16 protein-coding genes and 1 tRNA gene are annotated in these 19,489 nt (G+C 73.0%); 6 read left to right on the top strand and 11 right to left on the bottom strand.

The window, feature by feature from the left end:
- Positions 1–3: 3 nt before the first annotated feature.
- The 3 genes from HF995_RS03355 to rarD form a co-directional block, all read right to left on the bottom strand.
- Entirely contained in the window at positions 4–813 is an 810-nt protein-coding gene (locus tag HF995_RS03355) for an HAD family hydrolase (protein ID WP_168446971.1), read from the bottom strand.
- A 104-nt stretch (positions 814–917) separates the two neighbouring features.
- Positions 918–1,412 carry a YajQ family cyclic di-GMP-binding protein gene (locus tag HF995_RS03350; RefSeq protein ID WP_168446359.1) on the bottom strand — a complete coding sequence of 165 codons (495 nt, stop codon included), beginning with the start codon at positions 1,410–1,412 and terminating at the stop codon, positions 918–920.
- Positions 1,413–1,456: 44 nt separating this feature from the next.
- Positions 1,457–2,482 carry an EamA family transporter RarD gene (rarD, locus tag HF995_RS03345; RefSeq protein WP_350308711.1) on the bottom strand — a complete coding sequence of 342 codons (1,026 nt, stop codon included), beginning with the start codon at positions 2,480–2,482 and terminating at the stop codon, positions 1,457–1,459.
- A 72-nt stretch (positions 2,483–2,554) separates the two neighbouring features.
- Between rarD and HF995_RS03340 the strand changes: the two genes are divergently transcribed.
- Positions 2,555–2,636 (top strand) — tRNA-Tyr (locus HF995_RS03340).
- 66 nt (positions 2,637–2,702) lie between these two features.
- On the opposite strand, the gene HF995_RS03335 is transcribed toward HF995_RS03340, so the two are convergent.
- Together HF995_RS03335 and HF995_RS03330 are read right to left on the bottom strand one after the other, a co-directional pair.
- The gene (locus tag HF995_RS03335) at positions 2,703–3,104 is read right to left on the bottom strand and encodes an SHOCT domain-containing protein (RefSeq protein WP_168446358.1); all 402 of its coding nucleotides are present in this window, start codon (positions 3,102–3,104) and stop codon (positions 2,703–2,705) included.
- Between the two features lie 17 nt (positions 3,105–3,121).
- Positions 3,122–3,907, bottom strand: a complete 786-nt coding sequence (locus HF995_RS03330) for a uracil-DNA glycosylase (RefSeq protein ID WP_168446357.1) — start codon at positions 3,905–3,907, stop codon at positions 3,122–3,124.
- Between the two features lie 29 nt (positions 3,908–3,936).
- Here HF995_RS03330 and HF995_RS03325 point away from each other — a divergent pair, with 29 nt between their 5' ends.
- Together HF995_RS03325 and HF995_RS03320 are read left to right on the top strand one after the other, a co-directional pair.
- Entirely contained in the window at positions 3,937–4,917 is a 981-nt protein-coding gene (locus HF995_RS03325) for a PfkB family carbohydrate kinase (protein ID WP_168446356.1), read from the top strand.
- A 126-nt stretch (positions 4,918–5,043) separates the two neighbouring features.
- Positions 5,044–5,304 carry a GlsB/YeaQ/YmgE family stress response membrane protein gene (locus tag HF995_RS03320; protein ID WP_168446355.1) on the top strand — a complete coding sequence of 87 codons (261 nt, stop codon included), beginning with the start codon at positions 5,044–5,046 and terminating at the stop codon, positions 5,302–5,304.
- A 45-nt stretch (positions 5,305–5,349) separates the two neighbouring features.
- On the opposite strand, the gene HF995_RS03315 is transcribed toward HF995_RS03320, so the two are convergent.
- From HF995_RS03315 to HF995_RS03305, 3 genes are all read right to left on the bottom strand, one after another.
- Positions 5,350–7,287, bottom strand: coding sequence for a thioesterase domain-containing protein (locus tag HF995_RS03315; protein ID WP_168446354.1), 1,938 nt, complete (start codon positions 7,285–7,287; stop codon positions 5,350–5,352).
- 99 nt (positions 7,288–7,386) lie between these two features.
- Complete coding sequence (locus HF995_RS03310; RefSeq protein ID WP_168446353.1) at positions 7,387–9,204, bottom strand: hypothetical protein; 1,818 nt, start codon at positions 9,202–9,204, stop codon at positions 7,387–7,389.
- A gap of 106 nt (positions 9,205–9,310) precedes the next feature.
- Entirely contained in the window at positions 9,311–11,179 is a 1,869-nt protein-coding gene (locus HF995_RS03305) for a hypothetical protein (RefSeq protein ID WP_168446352.1), read from the bottom strand.
- A gap of 161 nt (positions 11,180–11,340) precedes the next feature.
- Here HF995_RS03305 and HF995_RS03300 point away from each other — a divergent pair, with 161 nt between their 5' ends.
- Together HF995_RS03300 and HF995_RS03295 are read left to right on the top strand one after the other, a co-directional pair.
- Positions 11,341–12,420 (top strand): PIG-L family deacetylase, encoded by a 1,080-nt coding sequence (locus HF995_RS03300; protein WP_168446351.1) that lies wholly within the window; start codon positions 11,341–11,343, stop codon positions 12,418–12,420.
- A complete protein-coding gene (locus HF995_RS03295; RefSeq protein WP_168446350.1) occupies positions 12,420–14,135 on the top strand; it encodes a sensor histidine kinase in 1,716 nt (571 codons plus the stop codon). The genes HF995_RS03300 and HF995_RS03295 overlap by 1 nt, the downstream gene beginning before the upstream one ends.
- Before the next feature lie 3 nt (positions 14,136–14,138).
- Here the strand turns inward: HF995_RS03295 and HF995_RS03290 are convergent, their stop codons facing one another.
- Genes HF995_RS03290 through HF995_RS03280 form a run of 3 tightly spaced genes read right to left on the bottom strand, consistent with a single transcriptional unit; the run spans position 14,139 to position 17,465 of the window.
- Positions 14,139–15,281, bottom strand: coding sequence for an alpha-amylase family protein (locus HF995_RS03290; protein ID WP_168446349.1), 1,143 nt, complete (start codon positions 15,279–15,281; stop codon positions 14,139–14,141).
- Positions 15,281–16,561, bottom strand: coding sequence for a glycosyltransferase family 2 protein (locus HF995_RS03285; RefSeq protein WP_350308710.1), 1,281 nt, complete (start codon positions 16,559–16,561; stop codon positions 15,281–15,283). Before HF995_RS03285 ends, HF995_RS03290 begins: the two co-directional genes overlap by 1 nt.
- 4 nt (positions 16,562–16,565) lie before the next feature.
- Entirely contained in the window at positions 16,566–17,465 is a 900-nt protein-coding gene (locus HF995_RS03280) for an ATP-grasp domain-containing protein (RefSeq protein WP_168446348.1), read from the bottom strand.
- 71 nt (positions 17,466–17,536) lie between these two features.
- Between HF995_RS03280 and recQ the strand changes: the two genes are divergently transcribed.
- The gene (gene recQ / locus HF995_RS03275; protein WP_168446347.1) at positions 17,537–19,471 is read left to right on the top strand and encodes a DNA helicase RecQ; all 1,935 of its coding nucleotides are present in this window, start codon (positions 17,537–17,539) and stop codon (positions 19,469–19,471) included.
- Positions 19,472–19,489: the final 18 nt, after the last annotated feature.

The raw sequence follows: 19,489 nt of genomic DNA, 5'->3' as shown, positions 1-19,489 counted from the left end.
CGGTCAGAGGAGGCGCTCGAGGTGCGCAGCGACGCCGTCGTCGACGTTCGACGCCGTGACCGCGTCGGCCGCGGCGAGCACGTCCGGGTGGGCGTTCGCCACCGCGACGCCACGCCCGGCCCAGCCGAGCATCGGCAGGTCGTTCGGCATGTCACCGAACGCCCACACGTCGTGCGGCGCGACGCCGTGCGACGCGCACCACCTCGCGAGCGCCGCCGCCTTCGTCACGGACGGCGCCGTCATCTCGGCGAGGCCGACGGCGCCCGAGTAGGCGAGCACCGCGCGCGACCTGACGGTCGCCTCGACGCGCGCGAAGAAGTCCAGGGGAGGGGCACCGTCGAGCACGGCGAGGAGCTTGCCGACCGTGTGCGCCGGGTCGGCGCTCAGCGTGTCCTCGATGCGGCGGCGCCTCAGGTCGGCGGGGACGGGGTGCTCGGTCGCGAACGTCGGGTCGTACACCGGCCCGTCGAGCCGTTCGACGGCGAGCGCGACCCCCGGGATCGAGGCGCGCAGGTCGGCGACGAGCGACCCGAGCGCTCCCAGCTCGAAGCCGCACACGTCCGTCATGGTCGCCGACCCGAAGTCGTAGACGGCGGCGCCGTTCATGCAGATCGCCGTGCCGTGCGAGCCCGCCACGTCCGCGAGCTCGGCGAGCCACCGCGGGGGCCGCGCCGTGACGAACACGACCCGCACCCCGGCGTCGTCGAGACGCTGCAGCACGCGCCGGGTGCGGTCGGAGACGGACCCGTCCGGGCGCAGCAGTGTGCCGTCCAGGTCCGTCGCGACGACCTTCGGGAGACCAGGGGGCTGCATTCTCACGACCGGGTGGCGGCCTGGCGCGCGACCGTCAGGAGCCCGCCGAGGGCGGTCGCCGTCGCGACCGCCGCCGGGCGGGCCGTCCCCGAGGTGCTCATGGTTCAGCGGTAGTTGGTGAACTGCACCGCGAAGTCCAGGTCGGCGCCCTTGAGCAGCGCCTGGACCTCCTGCAGGTCGTCGCGGGACTTCGACGTCGCGCGGACCTCGTCACCGGTGATCTGCGTCTTGACGCCCTTGGGGCCCTCCTCGCGGATCAGCTTGGTGACCTTCTTCGCGTTCTCACCAGCGAGGCCCTCCTTGAGGACACCCTCGAGGCGGTACTCCTTGCCGGAGAGCTGCGGGCCCTTGTCGCCCGTGTCGAACGCCTTGAGCGAGATGTTGCGCTTGATCAGCTTCGTCTGGAAGACGTCGAGGATCGCGAGGACACGCTCCTCCGAGTTGGCGATCATGACGATCTTCTCGCCGGACCACGCGATCGACGCGCCGACGTTCTTGAAGTCGTAGCGCTGGTTGATCTCCTTGACCGCCTGGTTGAGGGCGTTGTCGACCTCCTGGCGGTCGACCTTGCTGACGATGTCCATCGAGGAATCTGCCACGGCTGCTTCTCCTTGTCGCACAGGTGGGCGGGGCTCGGACCAGCCTATCGGGACGGGTCCGGCGTCGTGGGCGTCCCGCCGTCGAGCGGGGTCGTCGCACGCACGGCGCGCACACCGTCGACGCCGAGGATGACGAGCGCGACCCACACCAGGGAGAAGCCGACCCACCGCGTCGGGCTCATGGGTTCGTCGAGGACGAGCACGCCGATCGCGAGCTGCATCGACGGCGTCAGATACTGCAGCAGCCCGACGACGGACAGCGGCAAGCGCCGCGCCGCGCCCGAGAACAGCAGCAGCGGCACGACCGTGACCACGCCGAGCGACGCGACGAGCAGCCCGTAGCCGACGCCGTTGCCGACGAGCGACTCACGCGGACCCAGCCACACGAGGTAGGCGAGCGCGAACGGCGTGAGGAACGCCGTCTCGACGGCGAGGCCGGGCAGCGCGCCGACCGTGCGACCCACCCGGTTCTTCACGAGCCCGTACCCGCCGAACGTCAGCGCGAGGCCGAGGGAGAGCCACAGCGCGCCGTCGGACCCCGTCGCGATCACGACGACCGCAAGAGCGCCGAAGCCGAGCGCCCACACCTGCGCGCGCCGCAGGCGCTCACGCAGCACGAGCACCGCGAGCAGCACCGTGACGAGCGGGTTGACGTAGTAGCCGAGCGACGCGTCGACCACGTGCCCGTGCGTCACGCCCCACACGAACAGGTACCAGTTCACGCCGACGAGCGCTGCCGCCGTCCCCAGGACCGCGAGCGTGCGCGGCGACCGGAGCACCGCGGCAAACTGACGCCACTGACCCACCGCCGGCAGCACGAGGAGGCAGAACACGAGACCCCACACTGCGCGCTGCGCGATCATCTCGACCGAGCCCGTCTGGTCCAGGACGTTGAAGTAGAGGGGCAGGAAGCCCCACAGCAGGTAGCAGCCCAGGCCGAGGGCCAGGCCCGTGCGGTCGAGCGGCGACGGGGCGGAGGTCGTGGACGTGACGGGCTCCTCAGGTCGAGAGCGGGAGGACGAGACGATCAGGATCGCACCGCGGACCCCGGGCAGGCTCCCGATTTCCACCTGAGGCACATCACCTAGTATGGTGACAGCGCTCTGGAAGTGACCGGCCTGCGCCGGGAGCGACGGAGCAGAGGCAGCTTGCCCGAGCGGCCAAAGGGAGCTGACTGTAAATCAGCCGCGTCATGCTTCGGGGGTTCGAATCCCTCAGCTGCCACAGCACGAAGGCCCCGTCCGGCGGACGGGGCCTTCGTCGTTCCCGGGACCGAGCAGGGAAAGCGGTTCAGCTGCCCAGGATCTTGGCCCGGGCCTCCGCACGCTCCTCCGCGCTGATGACGCCGCGCTCGTGCAGGTCGTCGAGCTCGCGCAGGCGCTCCTCGACCGACTTCGCCGCACCGCCAGCCGTGCCGCCAACCGTGCCGTCGGCGGGGCGCAGCATCTCGGACTGCATCAGCCGCGCCGCGAGGTCCTGGTCGACCGTGAGCAGGTCGATGCCCTGGCTCTTCGCCTTCCGGAACCGGTGCACGGACAGGGCGACCATCGTGACGATCACGCCCACGAACAGGATCCCGAAGATGACGATCGCGGCCGTCATGCCGGCGGGCATGCCTGGGTCGAGCGCATTGTCCGTGCCGTAGCCCAGCTCGCCGGGCAGGTACACGTCGGTCTCTGTGACGAGGATCATGCCGCGAGCGTAGCGGGTCACCCGGCGGCGATCTGGCGGGCGCGCACGAGGACGGCGTCGAGCATGTCCGGGGTGAGCAGGCGCGTGTACGTGTTGCGGGCGCTCACGTGGTACGTCCCGAGCAGTGTGAGGGTGCGCCCGTCCGGACCGACGACGTCGACCTCCGCGCCGTGCGCGAACCGCGGCCGCGGCCGCGGCACTCGCCACCCGCTGTCGGTCAGCGTCGCGAGGAGCGCCTGCCAGGCGAACGCCCCGAGCACGACGGTGCAGCGCAGCGTCGGTGCGAGCAGCGCCAGCTCGCGTGCGAGGTAGGGCGCGCAGCGGCGACGCTCGTCGGGGGTCGGCTTGTTGTCCGGCGGCGCGCAGTGCACGGGCGCGCAGATGCGCATGCCCGACAGGACCAGCCCGTCGTCGGCGGACACGGACGTCGGCTGGTTTGCGTAGCCGGCGCGGTGCAGCGCAGCGAACAGGAAGTCGCCGGACGGGTCGCCCGTGAACATGCGTCCCGTGCGGTTGCCGCCGTGCGCTGCGGGCGCGAGGCCGACGAGCAGCGTGTGCGCCGCCTCGTCGCCGAAGCTCGGGACGCCGCGTCCCCAGTACGTCTGGTCCCGGAAGGACGAGCGGCGCACAGCCGCGACGTCTTCCCGCCACGCGACGAGCCGCGGGCACGCGAAGCAGCCGGCGACGAGCGCGTCGACGTCGCGGAGCGTCGCCGCGCTCGCGGCGAGGCTCGGCTCGGTGTGCGGGGGCGCAGGCACGAGGCCTGGAGGGTCGGGGACGGGGCCCGGCGGGTCGGGGACCATGCCCCCATCGTGCGCGATACAACAGGGGCATGCCTACGCCGTCCGCCGCCTCCCGCGAGCGCGGCACCGCGCCCGTCGTCCTCGCGTGCGGGCTCGCGACGCTCGACGTCACGCAGGTCGTCGACGCGCTGCCCGGGCCAGACGAGAAGATCGTCGCCCGCTCTCTCGACGTGCACGCGGGCGGGCCTGCGCTCAATGCCGCGATCACTGCCGCCCGCCTCGGCTGCACCGCCCGTCTCGTGTCCCGCGTCGGCGCGGGCGCACCCGCCGCCGCGGTCGCGTCCGAGCTCGCCGCGGAGCACGTCGAGCTGGTCGACGCCGCGGGGGAGGGCTGGAACCTCGCCTTGTCGACCGTGCTCGTCACCGCGAGCACGGGGCAGCGCGCGGTCGTCTCGACGAACGCGACGACGCTCGGCGCTGCCGCGAGCCTCCCGGACGGGGTGCTCGACGGCGTCGTCGCCGTCCTCGTCGACGGGCACCACCTCGACCTCGCCGTCCCGCTCGCCGCTGCGGCCCGCGCGGCCGGGATCGTCGTGCTGCTCGACGGCGGCTCCTGGAAGCCCGGGCTCGACGCCCTCCTCGAGCACGTCGACGTCGCCGTCCTGTCCGCCGACTTCCGCGCCCCCGGCGCCGCGGACGACGCCGCGACGCTCGCGGCCGTCCACCAGCTCGGCCCGAGGACCGTCGCGCAGTCGCACGGCGCAGCGCCCATCGAGGTGGCGTTCTGGGACCGCGACGGCCACGAGGGTGCGGAACCTACCCGTGGGACGGTCGACGTCCGGCAGCTCGACCTGGCCGCCGTCGTCGATACGCTCGGCGCCGGCGACGTGCTGCACGGCGCCCTCCTCGCCGCCGTCGCGCACCGAGGCGTGCTGGGGCGGGAGTCTCTCCTCGACGCTCTCGCCGCGGCGTCCGACGCCGCGACCGCGTCCGTCACGTTCCCCGGTGCTCGCGGCTGGACCGACGACCCCACCACCGTCGAAAAGCTCCGCCAGCGGGTCGCACCCTGACAACACCCAGAGCGCTCCCAGGATGCGAGGTCACGCTCGCGGGGTGACGATCGTCAGGTCAGCGCGTCGCGCCGCCACCAGCGGCCCGACGCACACCGCGACACCTGCACCATCAGGAGGTTCATCATGGGTGAGCTCATCGGTCTGATCATCTTCGGCGCGATCATCGGCGCGCTCGCGCGCCTCTTCATGAAGGGCGAACAGCCCATCGGCGTCCTGTGGACCATCATCCTCGGAGTTCTCGGCGCCCTCGCGGGCTACTGGATCACGGGCCTCGTGGGAGTCGACGACACCAAGGGCATCGACTGGATCCGCTGGATCGTCTCGATCATCCTGTCCGTCGTGTTCATCTCGATCTACCTGAGCATGCGCGGCAAGAAGCGGTGACCCTCCGCCCCTAGGGACACCACCCGGACGGCCTGGCCGACTACCTCACCGGTAGCCGACCAGGCCGTCCGGCTCTCTCACGACGATCATCCGACCGAGCGCCGCGTGCACCGTCGGCGCTCCCGCGCTCGACGCCGTGAACGGCAGGAGCGTCGCCGCCGGGTCCACGGCGACCTGCGCGACCCAGAGGTTCGCGTCGGGTTCCGCGAGCACGCGCAACCACGTCGAGTCGTCCCGTCCAGGGATGCCCGACAGGACGAACGTCGTCTCCCCGCGCACGCCGACCACCGTCGACAGCATGTCGCTCTCGCTCAGCAGCCTCCCGTCGAGGTTCCACTCGGCCTGCGTCGTCGTACCGGCGATCGTCGTGGTCCCCATGATCCCGATGCGCGACGCGACGATCCGCTCAGGCGTCCCCGCGACCGGTGCGGGCAGCAGCCCGCCGTCCCCGTCGCGCAACGTCATCGTCGCGGCACCGAACGGCACGTAGACGCTCACCCCGGCACCGACCAGGCCGTAGAGCTCGTCGACGGGCGTCGCGTCCTGCCCCAGGTCCGGCCGGCGCCACGCGGCCCCTGCCAGCGTCGCGAGGACGACGTTGTCCTCCGCGCGCAGCACGACCGTCGAGGGGTGCGACCGTGCCGTCGTCCGCTCGCCCGACGCGTCCGAGTAGACGTGCTCGGTCCCCGGCACCTCCTGGATCACGAGACCGTCCGGGCCGGGCTCGACCCGGCCGTCGTAGCCGCGCCACACCCGTTCGGCGTCGCGCAGCACCGAGCCGCCCGCGGTCCGCAGCAGCGGGCCCGTCGGGCCCATCGTCAGGTCGTCCCACGCGAGGTCGCGGACCCCCGGGATCCTCGCGACGAGCGCGCCCGACAGCCCGCCGCCGAGGCACACGCCCCCCGCGTCGCGGCCTGCCCAGTAGAGCCGTCCGCCGTCCTGCAGGAACAGGTCCGGGACGCACGTGCTGGTCGCGAAGGACGAGGTCGGACGTCCCGTGTCGGCCTCGAGGACGACGACGGAGGCGCTCTCGCCGCTTCGCGTCAGGCACGCGACGAGCTGTCCGCGCGCGAGCACCTGACACGGCTGCGCGCGCGTGGCCGCGATGCTACGCGTCCAGCGCCGCTCGCCCGACTCGGCGTCGATGCCGATGAGGAGGGTCGTCGACGGGTACGTCGACCTGCCGCCACCGACGGTGGGGAGACCGTGGAACACGGACTCCCACACGGGCTCCGTGCCGGGGTTCACCGCGACGACGAGGGTGTCCGCCGTGCTCGCCGTCCCCGCCGCGGCGGGCAGAGGCAGGGCGAACGACGCCGTCCCCGCGTCGGGACGCTCCGCCTCGGGCAGCGCGAGCGACTCCCGGAGCGTGAGGCCGACCGCGTCCGCGAGGGTCAGCCGCCACGAGCGCACGGGGTTGTCGGCGAACGGCTTGAGGACGTGCGTCGGCTGCTGCGGCAGGTCGGACGGCGACGACAGGTCGGGCCCGACGACCAGACCCGGGCGCTGCCCTCCCACCGCGGTGCCCCGCACGGGCGCGGTCACGACCGGAGGCGTCGGTTCAGCCGGGACGACGTCGTCGGTGCTGACCAGGCGCGGGACAGTCGCGGCGACGAGCGCGACCACCGCTGCCGCCGCGACGAGGGCCGCCCGGCTCGGGCGGCGCGGACCTCCGCCCGTCGCGCGACGGGACCGGGGGCCGACGTCGAGGGACGGCAGGTCCACGGGCGACGGCGCCCCGGGGATGAAGAGGCGTTCGCCGTGCGGCGACCTGGCGTCGCCCGCCGCGCCGAGCGGCTCGGCGGCGCCGCGTCCTGCCGAGAGCCCCGGGTGCACGGCGTGCACGTCGACGTCGTCCCACAGGCTGTGCGGCCTGTCCGGGACAGCGGCGTCCGCGCCGGAGCTGTCGCCGGCGCGGTCGCTCGTGCGGTCGGCGGCGGCGGGTCCGTCGGGAGGTGGTTCGTCTGGCTCGTGCTCGGTCATCGTCGTCCTCGCAAGGTGCTCGCGCCCATCGTCCCGCTGCGCGCTGCGGACGGCAACGGTGCTCCGCCACCTCGGGTGCCGGCGCTCAGGGCGCCGCGCTCAGGACACGGCGACGAGCCCGCCGTCGTCCGCGATGACGACCATCGGTCCGACGACGGCGATCGGCGACACGGTCGTGGCCAGGTCGATTTCGCCAGCCCCGTCCGCGAGGCTCACCGAGTAGAGGTGCCGGAACGGCACCCGGTCGGTCGAGCCGTCCTCCTGCTCGACGACGAGGGTGCGCTCCGCGAAGTGCGTCGCGCCGAGCGGACCCTCGCCGAGCGAGTCGCGGGCACCCTCGTAGGAGAGCGTCGTCCGCCCGACGACCGCCGCGAGCGACCGAGGCTCCTCGTGCGTCTCGACCGGCGCGCCCGCACTCATCGACGCCGCCGTCCACCGCTCGGTCGTGTAGGTGGCGACGCCCCCGTCGACCGGGACGAACGCGATGACGGCAGCCGGAGTGACGCTAGGCGGCATGCGGCCCCCGTAGTCGAGGGACGTGTCCTCGACGCCGGGGATCGTCAGGACGGGGCTGCTGGAGACCACCGTCCCGCCTTCCGTCACGTCGTACGCGCTGCCCCCGATCCCGATCGTCCCGGCGAAGTCGCTCGTGCCGGACACCTCGGGGGTGAGGTCGAGCCGCCGCCACGGGGTGCCGGCCGCCCACATGACCGTCGCGCCCGCGGTCGTCGAGACGACGCTCCTGACCGCGGGAGGACGGTCCTGGTCGAGACGCACGGTCTCCGAGTCGTCCTCCGCGATCTCGCGGACGATCAGCCCGCCCGGGGCGGGCTCGACACGGCCGCGGTACCCGCGCCACCCGTCCTGCGTGAGCATGACGGAGGATCCAGGAGTCCGCAGGAGCGGGCCGGTCGCAGTCATGGTGAGCCAGTCGGTGGACGTGTCGACGAACCCGCTCCCGGTCAGCGTCGCGAAGTGCTCAGCGCCACCCCCGAGGCACATCGCCATCTCGTCGGGCAGGACGCCCGCCCAGTAGAGGCGGGTGCCCTGCTGGACGAAGGAGGTCGGGATGCAGGCGTCGGTCGCGAACGAGGCTGCGTCCCGACCGGTGGCGGCCTCGAGGACGGTGACCTGGAACGTCGCACGGTCCCCTTCAGCGTCGCCTTGGGAGAGGCAGGCGATGCTCGCGCCCCGTCCGATGCTCTGGCACGAGCTGGGCATGACAGCCTCCAACGGCCGCGTCCACAGGACCGAGCCGTCCTCGGTGTCGAGCGTCATGAGGAGGCTCGTCTGCGACTTCTTGCCCTGGGGCCCGTACGCGTCCAGGACGACCGGCGCGATACCGGACACGTTCGCCTCGTTCGCGGCACCCGCCGTGACCGGGTTCGCGACGACGAGCACGGGCGAGCCAGCGTCCGCCCCGTCGGGCGCGGCGTCCTGCCAGATCTCCGACAGGTCGTCCGAGGTGAGCCGCCAGCGCTCCCCGGTGCCGCTCGGTGCTTCTGCCGGCCCGGTGAGAGCCGGCGGCACGGGCAGGTCTGCGGACCGATCCTCCCCGAACACGAGGTCGGGCAGCAGCGCGGACGCGTCGACGACGGACGGTGCGGTCGGGCGTGCGAGTCGCGGCTCCTCGTCGTCGTCCAGGACGTCTGGCAGGACGAGTGCGGCGACGAGCCCGAGGGCGGCTACCGGGACGCCGACGCGCAGGATGCGACGACGGCGGGCGGAACGCGGCGAGGCCGTGCGGCGCGGCGCGATGGGCGCCGGGTCATCCGCGCTGACCGGCGGTGCGGTGACGTCGCTGCTCGGGGTGGACAGCTCGTCGTCCTCGGCGACTGCTCGACGACGTGGCAGCCCGCGTCGCGGGACATCTGCCCACAGGTCGCGCGGTCGTGCGTCCTCGTCGCCGTCAGTCACGTCGCACCCCTTCGCGTCCCGCGCCATCCTTCCCGTTCGCAGGCCCGACGACAAGAGCCGCGAACACCGTGCGTGCCCTCAGCGGGCGCTGACCTGCGTACAGGGGTCAGCCCAGGGCGACGAGCCCGCCGTCGTCCGACGCCACGACGAGCTCCCCGACCAGGGCGACGGGCGACGAGCCGCCGCTGAGCATCGTGTACATGCCCCCGTCCATGCTCGGCTCGGCGTCCGACGGCCTCATGCCGTACAGGACCGAGATGCTGTGACGCGAGGTACGCCCGTCCTTCTCGAGGACGACGTCCCGCTGCGAGTAGTCGAGCTCGGCGAACGAGGTCTCCTCGATCCGTTCACCCTCACCGTCGAGGGAGACGATCACGCCGTCCACCTCTGCGACGAGCATGCGGGCCGTCTCGTGCCGCTCGCCCGGCTCACCACCGACCACTTGGTCGGACGTCCACCGCTCGGTCGTGTCCCTGCCCAGGAAGTCGTCGATGGTGACGTACGCGAGGACGCCCGACCCCGTGACGGTCGGCGCGGGCGCGTAGCCGTTCACCGTGTACGGCGTCGGGTCGCCGGTCTGCAGCGAGAGGCGGCGCTCGCCCGACGTGTCGTACGCGTCGCCCCCGATCCCGACCAGCTCGGCCAGCCGGGGATCGGCCGTGCCCCCGGGCACGAGGTCGAGGCGTCGCCAGGCAGGACCTGATGCTCGCACGACGGTGGTGCCGTCGAGGTCGCACACGATGGTCGTCAGGGCCGGCGGTCTGCCCTCGTCGTACTCCCCGGTTCCGTCGCTGGCCGTGATCTGGCGCACGATCAGCCCGTCAGGTCCTGGCTCGACCCATCCGCGATAGCCGCGCCACCCGGCCTCGGTGAGCATGAGGGACGCGCCCGGTGACCTAACGAGAGGTCCTGTCGCGGTCAGGGTGAGCATCTCGGTGAAGGAGTCGGGCATCCCGCCGCCGGTCAGCGTGGCAAAGCTCTCCGCCCCGCCGCCGACGCACACGTCAGCGCCGTCCGTCCCGATCCCCGCCCAGTACAGGCCGGTGCCGTGCTGGACGAAAGCCATGGGACTGCATCCCACGGTCGTGAACGCGGCCACCTGCGCTCCGGTGCGCGCAGCGAGGACCGTGACCTCGGTCGTCGCCGAGGCCGGGTCGCTCGGCATCACCGTGCACACGATGCTCGCGCCTCGCCCGACGACCTGGCACGGGCTGAACGACGACGTGTCGAACGCCCACGTCCACAGGACCGCACCGTCCGCGGCGTCGAGCGCCGCGAGGAGGCGGCGCGGCTGCCATGTCTCCGACGGGCGGATGCCCGTGAGCACCACGGGCACGACGCCGGACACGTTCGGCTCGTGTGCGGCTCCCGCCGTCGCGTGGCTTGCCGTGACGAGCAGCGGCGTCTCCGCCCCCTCCTCGTCCGGGGCGGCCTGCGCCCAGATGCCGGCGATGTCCTCGGCAGTCAGGCGCCAACGCTCGTCCGTCCCCGTGGGTGCCTGGGGGGCTGCGCTGAGCGGCTCGGGGAGGGGCACGTCGGCTGCGTGGTCCTCGCCGAAGACGAGGTCGGGAAGCAGCGCGGTCGGGTCGACCTTGGACGGGGTCGTCGGGCGCGCGAGGCGCGGCTCCCCAGGATCGTCCATCAGGTTGGGCGCCACGATCGCCGCCGCGAGGCCGAGCACGACGACAAGGACGCCCACCCTGAGCAGGAGTCGACGCCGCCGCCGGCCGCGCGCGGCAGCCGGGGCGGGAGAGGCGTCGCGTGCGACGTCGAGGGCCGGGCCCATCGCGGACGTGACCGGGACCGGGTGGTCGGCGGGTGGCGGTGCGGCGGCCACCGACGGGGGAGGCGGTGGCGGTGGTGGGGCCGTCCGCGGCAGCGGGCGCCGAGCGACGCCGGCCCACAGGTCGAGCGGGACCCGTCCGCCGTCGTCCCGTCGCGTGCGGTCACCCTCGTCGGTGTCGCCGTCGTGCACCCGTCCCCCTGAGCTCGCCTGCGCACATCCTGGTGCCGCACCCTGAGCCGGAGCAAGTGTCGTGTCGCTCGGCGAGGATCCGTGCGAGCAGCCCAGGGTTCGAGAGGTCGCGAATGCCCGACCTCCTTACGATGGAAGTCCAGACCATCGATGGAGCTGCCATGACGGACCAGCCGATCCGCACTCTTGTCCTGGAAGACGACCCCGACGCCGCGACGTTCATGCGCATCGCCCTCGAACGGCTCGGGTCGATGACCGTCGACGTCGCCTCCACCGCCGACGAGGCGCTCGCGCGCCTGGCGGACGACGCGCCCTACGACATCCTCGTGACCGACATCCAGCTACCTGGCCGCTCGGGCCTCGACATCCTCCCCGAGGTCCGTCGCATCGACCCGTCGCTCGCGGTCCTGGTCGTCACCGCCTACCCGACGTTCGACAACGCCGTGGGAGCCCTCCGCCAGGACGTCGACGACTTCCTGGTCAAGCCGGTCACCGCAGCCGATCTCGTCAGCCGCGCCGTCGCCCTCGCGCAACGGACCCGGAAGCGCAGGGACGCGCCCCGCAAGCGCGTCCTCGCAGTCGGCGCCCACCCTGACGACGTCGAGATCGGGGTCGGCGCGACGCTCGCAGCACACGCCGCAGCCGGTGACGAGCTGACGATCCTCACGCTCTCCGGAGGAGCCGTCGGCGGAGAGACCGACCAGCGTCACGCCGAGGCCCAGGCCGCCGCCGACGTCGTCGGCGCCCGCCTCGTCCACCTCGACTTCCCCGACACGCAGCTCGTCCCCGCCGACGGGATCATCACCGCGATCGAGCAGGTCATCGCCGAGGTCGAGCCCGACCGCGTCTACACTCACGGCGCGCACGACCGCCACCAGGACCACCGCGCCACCCACGAAGCGGTCCAGATCGCCGCGCGGCAGGTCCCGAACGTGTGGTGCTTCCAGAGCCCGTCGTCGACGGTGCTGTTCGCCCCCAACCGGTTCGTCGACGTCAGCGGCTTCGTCGAGACCAAGCTGACGATGCTCGCCGCGTTCCGTTCGCAGTCGCACCGCGACTACATGGAGCCCGACCTGGTGCGGGCGACCGCACGCTACTGGTCCCGTTTCAGCCCCGCACGCGAGGTCGAGCCGCTCGAGACGGTCCGCGCGAGCGAGACCGTCGCCAGCAGGACGACCGTCCACGAGAGCGCCGCAGACGAGAGCCAGCGGATCGGACCGGCGCACGGCTCGGACCGCTGATGACCGGCACGAACCCGGGGGCGGGGAGTGCGACGTCCTCGACGACCGTGCGGCCCGACGACCACGCCGCGCGCTGGCTCGCACGCGACGCCGTCGCGCTCCGGCAGATGCCGTCGACCGTGGTCATGGCTGTCGTGCTGGTGATCGTCTGGTCCACGGTCGTCCGGGCCGACCGGGCGCTCCTCCTCGTGTCGGCTGCGCTCGTCGTGGCAGCCCAGCTCGCAGCGAACCTGTGCCCGTGGCACAGGTGGCCGTACCGCTGGCGCGTGATACTGCCGCTCGCCCAGGTCGCCGCGATCACGGTCCTCGACGCAGCCGCGAGCCAGACGTACGCCCAGTTCGACATCCTGCTCGTCCTGCCGCTCAGCATGCTCGCCCTCCGAGCCGAGCAGCTCGGCGCCGTCGTCGCGCTCGTGGCGTGCGCCGTCGTCCTCCTCACCCCCGTCGTCGTGGACATCGGCCGGTACCGGCCCGGGCTCCATGCGATCGTCACCTTCCTCGTCATTGCGCCCATGGTCCTGGGGGCGCACGTCGTGGTGCGAGCCGCCCGGAAGCAGGCGGACGACCTCGCGCACGCTCGTGACGAGATCGCCGAGCAGGCGCGTGCGCTGCGCCGGTCGCGGGACGACCTCCGCAGCATCCTCGAGGCTGCGACCGAGCAGGCCATCGTCGCGACGGACGCGGCAGGTGTCGTCGTCGCGGCGAGCAGCGGGGCCGAACGGATCCTCGCGCGTCCGGCCGACACGCTGGTCGGCAGCAGCATCACCGCGCTCGTCGGCGACGATGCCGACGCAGGCGCGGCGGCCGGTCCGGACGGCGTCGCCCGGCTCGTCGGCCGGGCAGCGCACGGGGGCACGCACGTCGAGGAGTGGCGTGCGAACCTCCCCGACGGAACGACGACCTATCTTGAGCTCGTCGTCACGGCTCGTCCCTCGTCGGGGTCCGGGGGCGCGGGGGCGGCGGGGTACCTCGTCGTCGCCACGGACGTCTCTGCACGGCGCGACGAGCAACGGCGCCAGGACGAGTTCATCGGGCTCATCAGCCACGAGCTCCGCACACCGCTCGCCTCGATCATCGGATACCTGGACATCCTGCAGATGGATCCGGAGAGGCTCGACGAGGAGCAGGCCCGCTACCTCGACGTCATGAGCCGCAACGCGGCACGGCTGCGTTCCCTCGTCGACGACCTCCTGACGAGCGCCCAGCTCGCCGCCTCGTCCACGCTCTCGGTCCAGGAGGTCGACGTCGTCGAGATCGTGCGCAGCTCGCTCCTGAGCCAAGGCCCGATCGCGCGAGCCTCGGGCGTGCGCCTCGAGATGTCGGGGGAGTCGTCGGCGGTCCTGACGTCGGACCCTCAGCTCATGGCGCAGGTCGTGGACAACCTCGTCAGCAACGCGATCAAGTACAGCTTCGCCGACGGCACGGTGACCGTCGAGGTGCGTCGAGCAGACGCCGAGGACGGGCGGCGCGCGGTGCGTCTCCGCGTCGTCGACGAGGGCACGGGCATCGAGAAGGACGAGCTCGCGCGGCTGACGGAACGCTTCTACCGCAGCCGTGCGACACGACGCCGACGGGTGCGGGGCGCGGGGCTCGGCCTGTCCCTGGTCCAGACGATCGTCGACGAGCACGACGGGACGCTCACGATCGACAGCGCTCCGGGTGAGGGAACCCGGGTCGAGGTGGTCGTGCACGACCTTCCACGGTCGACCTCGTGAACGCTACTGCGTCGTCGGGCGCCACACGCGCGCGAGCGCGGCCCAGTCCGCGTCCGTCATGAGCGTCAGGGGCGTGACGTCGAGGTCCCGCACGCCCGCGCGCTGAGCCTCGTCGAGAGCCTGCTCGAGCACCTCGGTCGTGATCCGCCCCGACGGTGCCTCGGCGGTGCGGTCCCAGAGCCCCAGCGAGAACGTGAAGCGCGACATGTCGTAGCCCGCTGCCGCGAGCGCCCGAGCGAGCTCGCCTGCCTCCGTGCCCGGCCGACCACCGGAGAGATAGGTCCACAGGACGAGGCGGTCGGCCGCGTCGAGCAGGGTCTCGTAGTCGTGACCCGCGACGAGAGGCCCGACCGTCGGCGCCTTCCAGTCGACCCGAGCCTCCATCACGAGGTCGATATCGGCGCCGCGGCCGTCGTTGACCTCGTCGAGAGCGGCGCGGGCCCGGCGAAGCAGGTCGGCGATGACCTCCGCGCGCCACGCCCCGACGATCGGCGACCTGTCGTCCGGCAGCCCGTCGGCGTCACGCGGCCAGTCCGTGCGGCCGGTCATCTGCCGGAAGAGCGCGAGGTCGTCGTCCCCGAAGGAGTAGAGGTCGAGGAACAGCTCGGTGATCGCGATCTGGTCCGGCTCGTACCGCGCGCCGAGGTCCGCGACCAGATCGATGATCCGTTCCCCCACCTCGCCGTGCGCGAGCTGAGAGGCGGACGCCCGGTAGCGGGCGAGCCTGCCGTCAGGAGCCACGCCGGCGATCGTCGGATCAGCCTTGATCCACTCGGGCACGAACGCGTCGACGATGAGCCCGATCTCGCGGGGCTCCCAGCCGTCCCCGTCACGCAGTGCTCGCGCCGCGCGCGCGAGATGGTCGGTGCCGGGCGACGCCGCCGCGTCGGGGTGGGCGGCCCAGTCGAACGCGGTGAACTCGACCCGGCCCGCGTTGAGAAAGACGGCGTTCGCACCCGCGACGTCGAGCCGGTGGCTCAACGCGCTCCAGTCCGTCGCTGGGTCGGTGACGACGGAGAGGTCGACGCTCACGGAGCGCACCTGCTCCGGGCGCCCGGGGGAGCGCAGCACGGTGCGACCGCCGTCCCAGGGTTTCGCGAGGAGCACGGCTGCCACGATCGTGACGACGACGGCCGCCACGGTCATCAGGAGCCAGACAGGTCGTCGCCGAGCCCGGGGAGGGACACCGTCCCGGAGCGGTCCAGCTTGTTCCATCGGTTCTCCGCGTGAGTGAGCTCGAGACGAGAGGCGTGCAGGACCACGACGGTCATGAGCGCCGAGTAGGGCGGCCAGAGCCCGACCGTCCACAGGTGTCGCAGGTCCCGCAGGGACCGGTCGAGGAAGAGGGACAGGAGGAGCAGCAGCAGGGAGAGCGGCAGCCCGAGGAAGAACAGCCACGCCGCGACGTCGGTGGGCAGGACGTCGGGGCCCGCGACGAGGACGGCCACGACGAGCGCGACGGTCCCCATGACCTGGAGCACGGGGCCCACCACCTGGGCGAGCGTGTTGTAGAGCAGGTAGATGCCGAAGCGTCCGTAGCGCGGGTTGCCGATCATGTCGCGGTGGATCTCCGTCGACTGGAGCAGGCCCCTGGCCCAGCGGACACGTTGGCGCCACAACCCGCGGAGGGTGGACGGCGACTCGGCGTACACGAGCGCGTCGGGCGCGAACGCCACCTGGTAGCCGGCCCGGTGCACGCGCCACGTCAGCTCGAGGTCCTCGCCGAGGGTGTCGGTGCGCAACGGACCGACACGGTCGAGGACGTCGCGCCGGTAGGCGCCCACGTTGCCGGACACGACCGGCAGGCAGCCGAGGACGTCCAGGGCGCGCCGCATGAGTCCCGTGCCGACGTGGCTCACGAGCGCGAGGAGGCGGGTCAGGACGCTGTCGAGGTTCACCGGCCGGTCGTTGCCGCACACAGCCCCGACCCGGGCGTCGCGGAAGCCCCGCAACAGCTCGCTCACGGTGTCGGGACGGAACAGCCCGTCGGCGTCGACGAGCACGAGAACGTCGCCGCGCGCGGCCGCGATCCCGGTGTTGAGCGCCGCGCCCTTGCCGGCGTTCTCCTGCCGGATCGCGCGGACCTTCTCGTGCGCCGCCGCGAACGCGCGCATCCGGTCATAGGTGTCGTCCGTCGAGCCGTCGTCGACGCAGACGACCTCCATGTCGCGGCAGTCGCTCGCGAGGATGGAACGCAAGCAGGCGTCGATGACCACCCCCTCGTTGTAGGCGGGGACGACGACCGTCACGGACGGTAGCGGTCGACCGCCCGGCGGGTCGTCCGTGGACCTGCGGGACGCTCGGCGAGCGCGCGCCTCGAACACGAGCGCGGCAGGGACCATGGCGAGCCGGACCACCCCGATGAGCAGGATCGACGCACCGAGCACCACGAGGAGCGACATGAGGACCGCGACCACGGGTGACACGGCGTCACCTCGGCCAGGACTCGAGGACGGCGTCGAGCAGCTCGGGCGCGGAGGCCGAGAGCGCGCCGAAGCGCGCGTTGACCTCGAGCACGACCGGGGTGCCGTCTGCGAGACGACGGACGTCCATGTCGACCGGTCCGACGAGCCCGAGCACCTCCACGGTGCGCGCGGCAAGCTCCTCGACGTCGGCGGCGGCCCCCGCGGGGAGCCGCTCGACGTCGGCGGCGTTCCCGACGATGCCGTGCTCGAGGGCAGTCTTGCGCAGCACGACGACGTCGCACGTACCGGTCGCGGGCGACCGGTACACCTGCGGGCTGTACTCGTCACCGGGAGCGAGCTCCTGCACGATCCAGCTCGCGTCCGCGTGCTGCCACGCGGCGTCGGCCGGGTCGGTGACCACGTGCACGCCCCGCCCGCCGCGCGACACGCGCGGCTTGAGGACGACCGGTCCACCCGCCCACCGCAGGGCGTCGGCTGCGGTGCCGAGCTCGGCTGCCGGGGCGTGGCGCGGGACCGTCACCCCGGCGTGGTCGAGCGCCCACATGGTCAGCAGCTTGTCGTCGGCGACGGCGGTCGGCCCTGGTGCGGAGATCACCACGCGGTCGCCGAGGCCCGCAGCCCGGGCGAGGACCGCCATGCGCGGCAGCTCGTCCGACACGGTGGGGATGACGAGGCTCGGCTCGAGAGACCGGAGGAGCGCGACCGTCCGTGCCTCGTACTCGGCGGAACGGGCTGGCGGCGCAGCGTGGACCTCGTCCATGCCGGGGACCGGGGTGGGGACGAGGTCGACGCCGACGGCGCGGACGCTCTCGGTGCGGCGGCCGAGCTGGACGCCGAGCGCGCGGCCGGCCGGCCCGGCCGCGCCGGTGACGAGGATCGTGCGACGTGCCCCGTGGTGCCCCATCCTTCGACCCTAGGTCCACAGCGCACGCCGGTCGACCCCTCGACGTCAGCCCGCCCACCTACAGTGAGGTGGTGACCGCAGCGACGAGCGACGCCCATCCCGCAGGTCTCCCGACCCACGACCCGAGCCGCGCAGCCGCGCACCAGACCGAGGGCGCGGCCCCGGTCGACGTCCTGCGCCGCGTCTTCGGCTACGACGCGTTCCGCGGCGACCAGGCGGACGTCGTCGACACGCTCGTGCGGGGTGACGACGCGCTCGTGCTCATGCCCACCGGCGGCGGCAAGTCGCTCTGCTACCAGGTGCCCGCGCTCGTCCGGCGCGGCGTCGGGGTCGTCGTCTCGCCGCTCATCGCCCTCATGCAGGACCAGGTCGACGCGCTCTCCGCGCTCGGCGTGCGCGCCGGCTTCCTCAACTCGACGCAGGCGCCGCACGAGCGTCGCGCCGTCGAGCAGGCCGTCCTGACCGGGGAGCTGGACCTGCTCTACCTCGCGCCCGAGCGGCTCCGCGTGCCCTCGATGCTCGACCTGCTCGCCGCCGCGCACGACGGCCCCGGCATCTCGCTGTTCGCGATCGACGAGGCCCACTGCGTCGCCCAGTGGGGGCACGACTTCCGCCCCGACTACCTCGGACTGTCCGTGCTGCACGAGCGTTGGCCCGCCGTGCCGCGCGTCGCGCTCACCGCGACCGCGACGTCGGCCACCCGCACCGAGATCGCCGAGCGCCTCGAGCTCACGGCTGCCCGGCACTTCGTCGCGAGCTTCGACCGGCCCAACATCCAGTACCGGATCGTCCCCAAGGACAACCCGCGCGCCCAGCTCCTCGACCTTCTGCGCACCGAGCACGCGGGCGACGCGGGCATCGTCTACTGCCTCTCGCGTGCGAGCGTCGAGCAGACGGCGCAGCACCTGAGCGCGCAGGGCATCCCTGCGCTCCCGTACCACGCAGGCCTCGACGCGTCCGTGCGCGCACAGAACCAGTCGCGGTTCCTGCGCGAAGACGGCCTCGTCATGGTCGCGACGATCGCGTTCGGCATGGGCATCGACAAGCCCGACGTGCGGTTCGTCGCGCACCTCGACCTGCCCAAGTCGGTCGAGGGGTACTACCAGGAGACCGGCCGCGCTGGCCGCGACGGGCAGCCGTCGACCGCCTGGCTCGCGTACGGCCTGGCCGACGTCGTCCAGCAGCGCCGCATGATCGACACGTCCGAGGGCGACGCCGCGCACAAGCGCCAGCTCTCCGCGCACCTCGACGCGATGCTCGCCCTGTGCGAGACGGTCGGCTGCCGCCGCCAGCGGCTCCTCGCCTACTTCGGGCAGGAGTCCGCGCCGTGCGGGAACTGCGACACGTGCCTGCAGCCGCCTGAGACGTGGGACGGGACGGTGCCCGCGCAGAAGCTCCTGTCGACCGTCGTCCGGCTCGAGCGCGAGCACGGCCAGCACTTCGGTGCGGGGCACGTCATCGACATCCTGCGCGGCAAGGAGACGCCGCGCGTCACCCAGCTCGGGCACACGGCCCTGAGCACGTTCGGCATCGGCGACGACCTGTCCGACGGCGAGTGGCGCGGCGTCGTGCGCCAGCTCCTCGCCCAAGGGCTGCTCTCCGTCGACGCACGCGGCTACTCGACGCTCGAGCTCACCGCCGCGTCCGCCGAGATATTGTCGGGCGCCCGCGAGGTGCCGATGCGCCGCGAGGCGCCCCGTCCGGCGCGCTCGCGGCGCAGTGCTGGGAGCACGGGCGGAGGCCGCGGCGCCCGCGTCGTCGAAGGGCTCGACGCGGAAGCCGCCGGGCTGTTCGAGCGGCTGCGGACCTGGCGCGCCACGACCGCCAAGGAGGCTGGCGTGCCCGCGTACGTCGTCTTCCACGACGCGACGCTCCGCGAGATCGCCGTTGCACGGCCAGCCGCGCTCGCGGACCTCGGCCAGATCAGCGGCGTCGGCGCGAGCAAGCTCGAGAAGTTCGGCAACGGCGTGCTCGCCGTCGTCGCGGGGGAGGGCACGACGGCGTAGCGCGCGGTCGCACACGCG

Source organism: Sanguibacter hominis ATCC BAA-789 (assembly GCF_012396185.1).
Taxonomy (GTDB): domain Bacteria; phylum Actinomycetota; class Actinomycetes; order Actinomycetales; family Cellulomonadaceae; genus Flavimobilis; species Flavimobilis hominis.
Note: the sequence above shows the minus strand (reverse complement) of the source record. Positions and strands in the feature narration are given on the sequence as shown.

Coding starts and splice junctions, on each gene's coding strand:
- HF995_RS03330 (WP_168446357.1), bottom strand. CDS start 3,907: ATGGTCCCCGACCCGCCGGGCCCCGTCCCCGACCCTCCAGGCCTCGTG.
- HF995_RS03280 (WP_168446348.1), bottom strand. CDS start 17,465: ATGGGGCACCACGGGGCACGTCGCACGATCCTCGTCACCGGCGCGGCC.
- HF995_RS03300 (WP_168446351.1), top strand. CDS start 11,341: ATGACGGACCAGCCGATCCGCACTCTTGTCCTGGAAGACGACCCCGAC.
- HF995_RS03290 (WP_168446349.1), bottom strand. CDS start 15,281: ATGACCGTGGCGGCCGTCGTCGTCACGATCGTGGCAGCCGTGCTCCTC.
- HF995_RS03325 (WP_168446356.1), top strand. CDS start 3,937: ATGCCTACGCCGTCCGCCGCCTCCCGCGAGCGCGGCACCGCGCCCGTC.
- HF995_RS03315 (WP_168446354.1), bottom strand. CDS start 7,287: ATGACCGAGCACGAGCCAGACGAACCACCTCCCGACGGACCCGCCGCC.
- HF995_RS03355 (WP_168446971.1), bottom strand. CDS start 813: ATGCAGCCCCCTGGTCTCCCGAAGGTCGTCGCGACGGACCTGGACGGC.
- HF995_RS03335 (WP_168446358.1), bottom strand. CDS start 3,104: ATGATCCTCGTCACAGAGACCGACGTGTACCTGCCCGGCGAGCTGGGC.
- HF995_RS03320 (WP_168446355.1), top strand. CDS start 5,044: ATGGGTGAGCTCATCGGTCTGATCATCTTCGGCGCGATCATCGGCGCG.
- HF995_RS03295 (WP_168446350.1), top strand. CDS start 12,420: ATGACCGGCACGAACCCGGGGGCGGGGAGTGCGACGTCCTCGACGACC.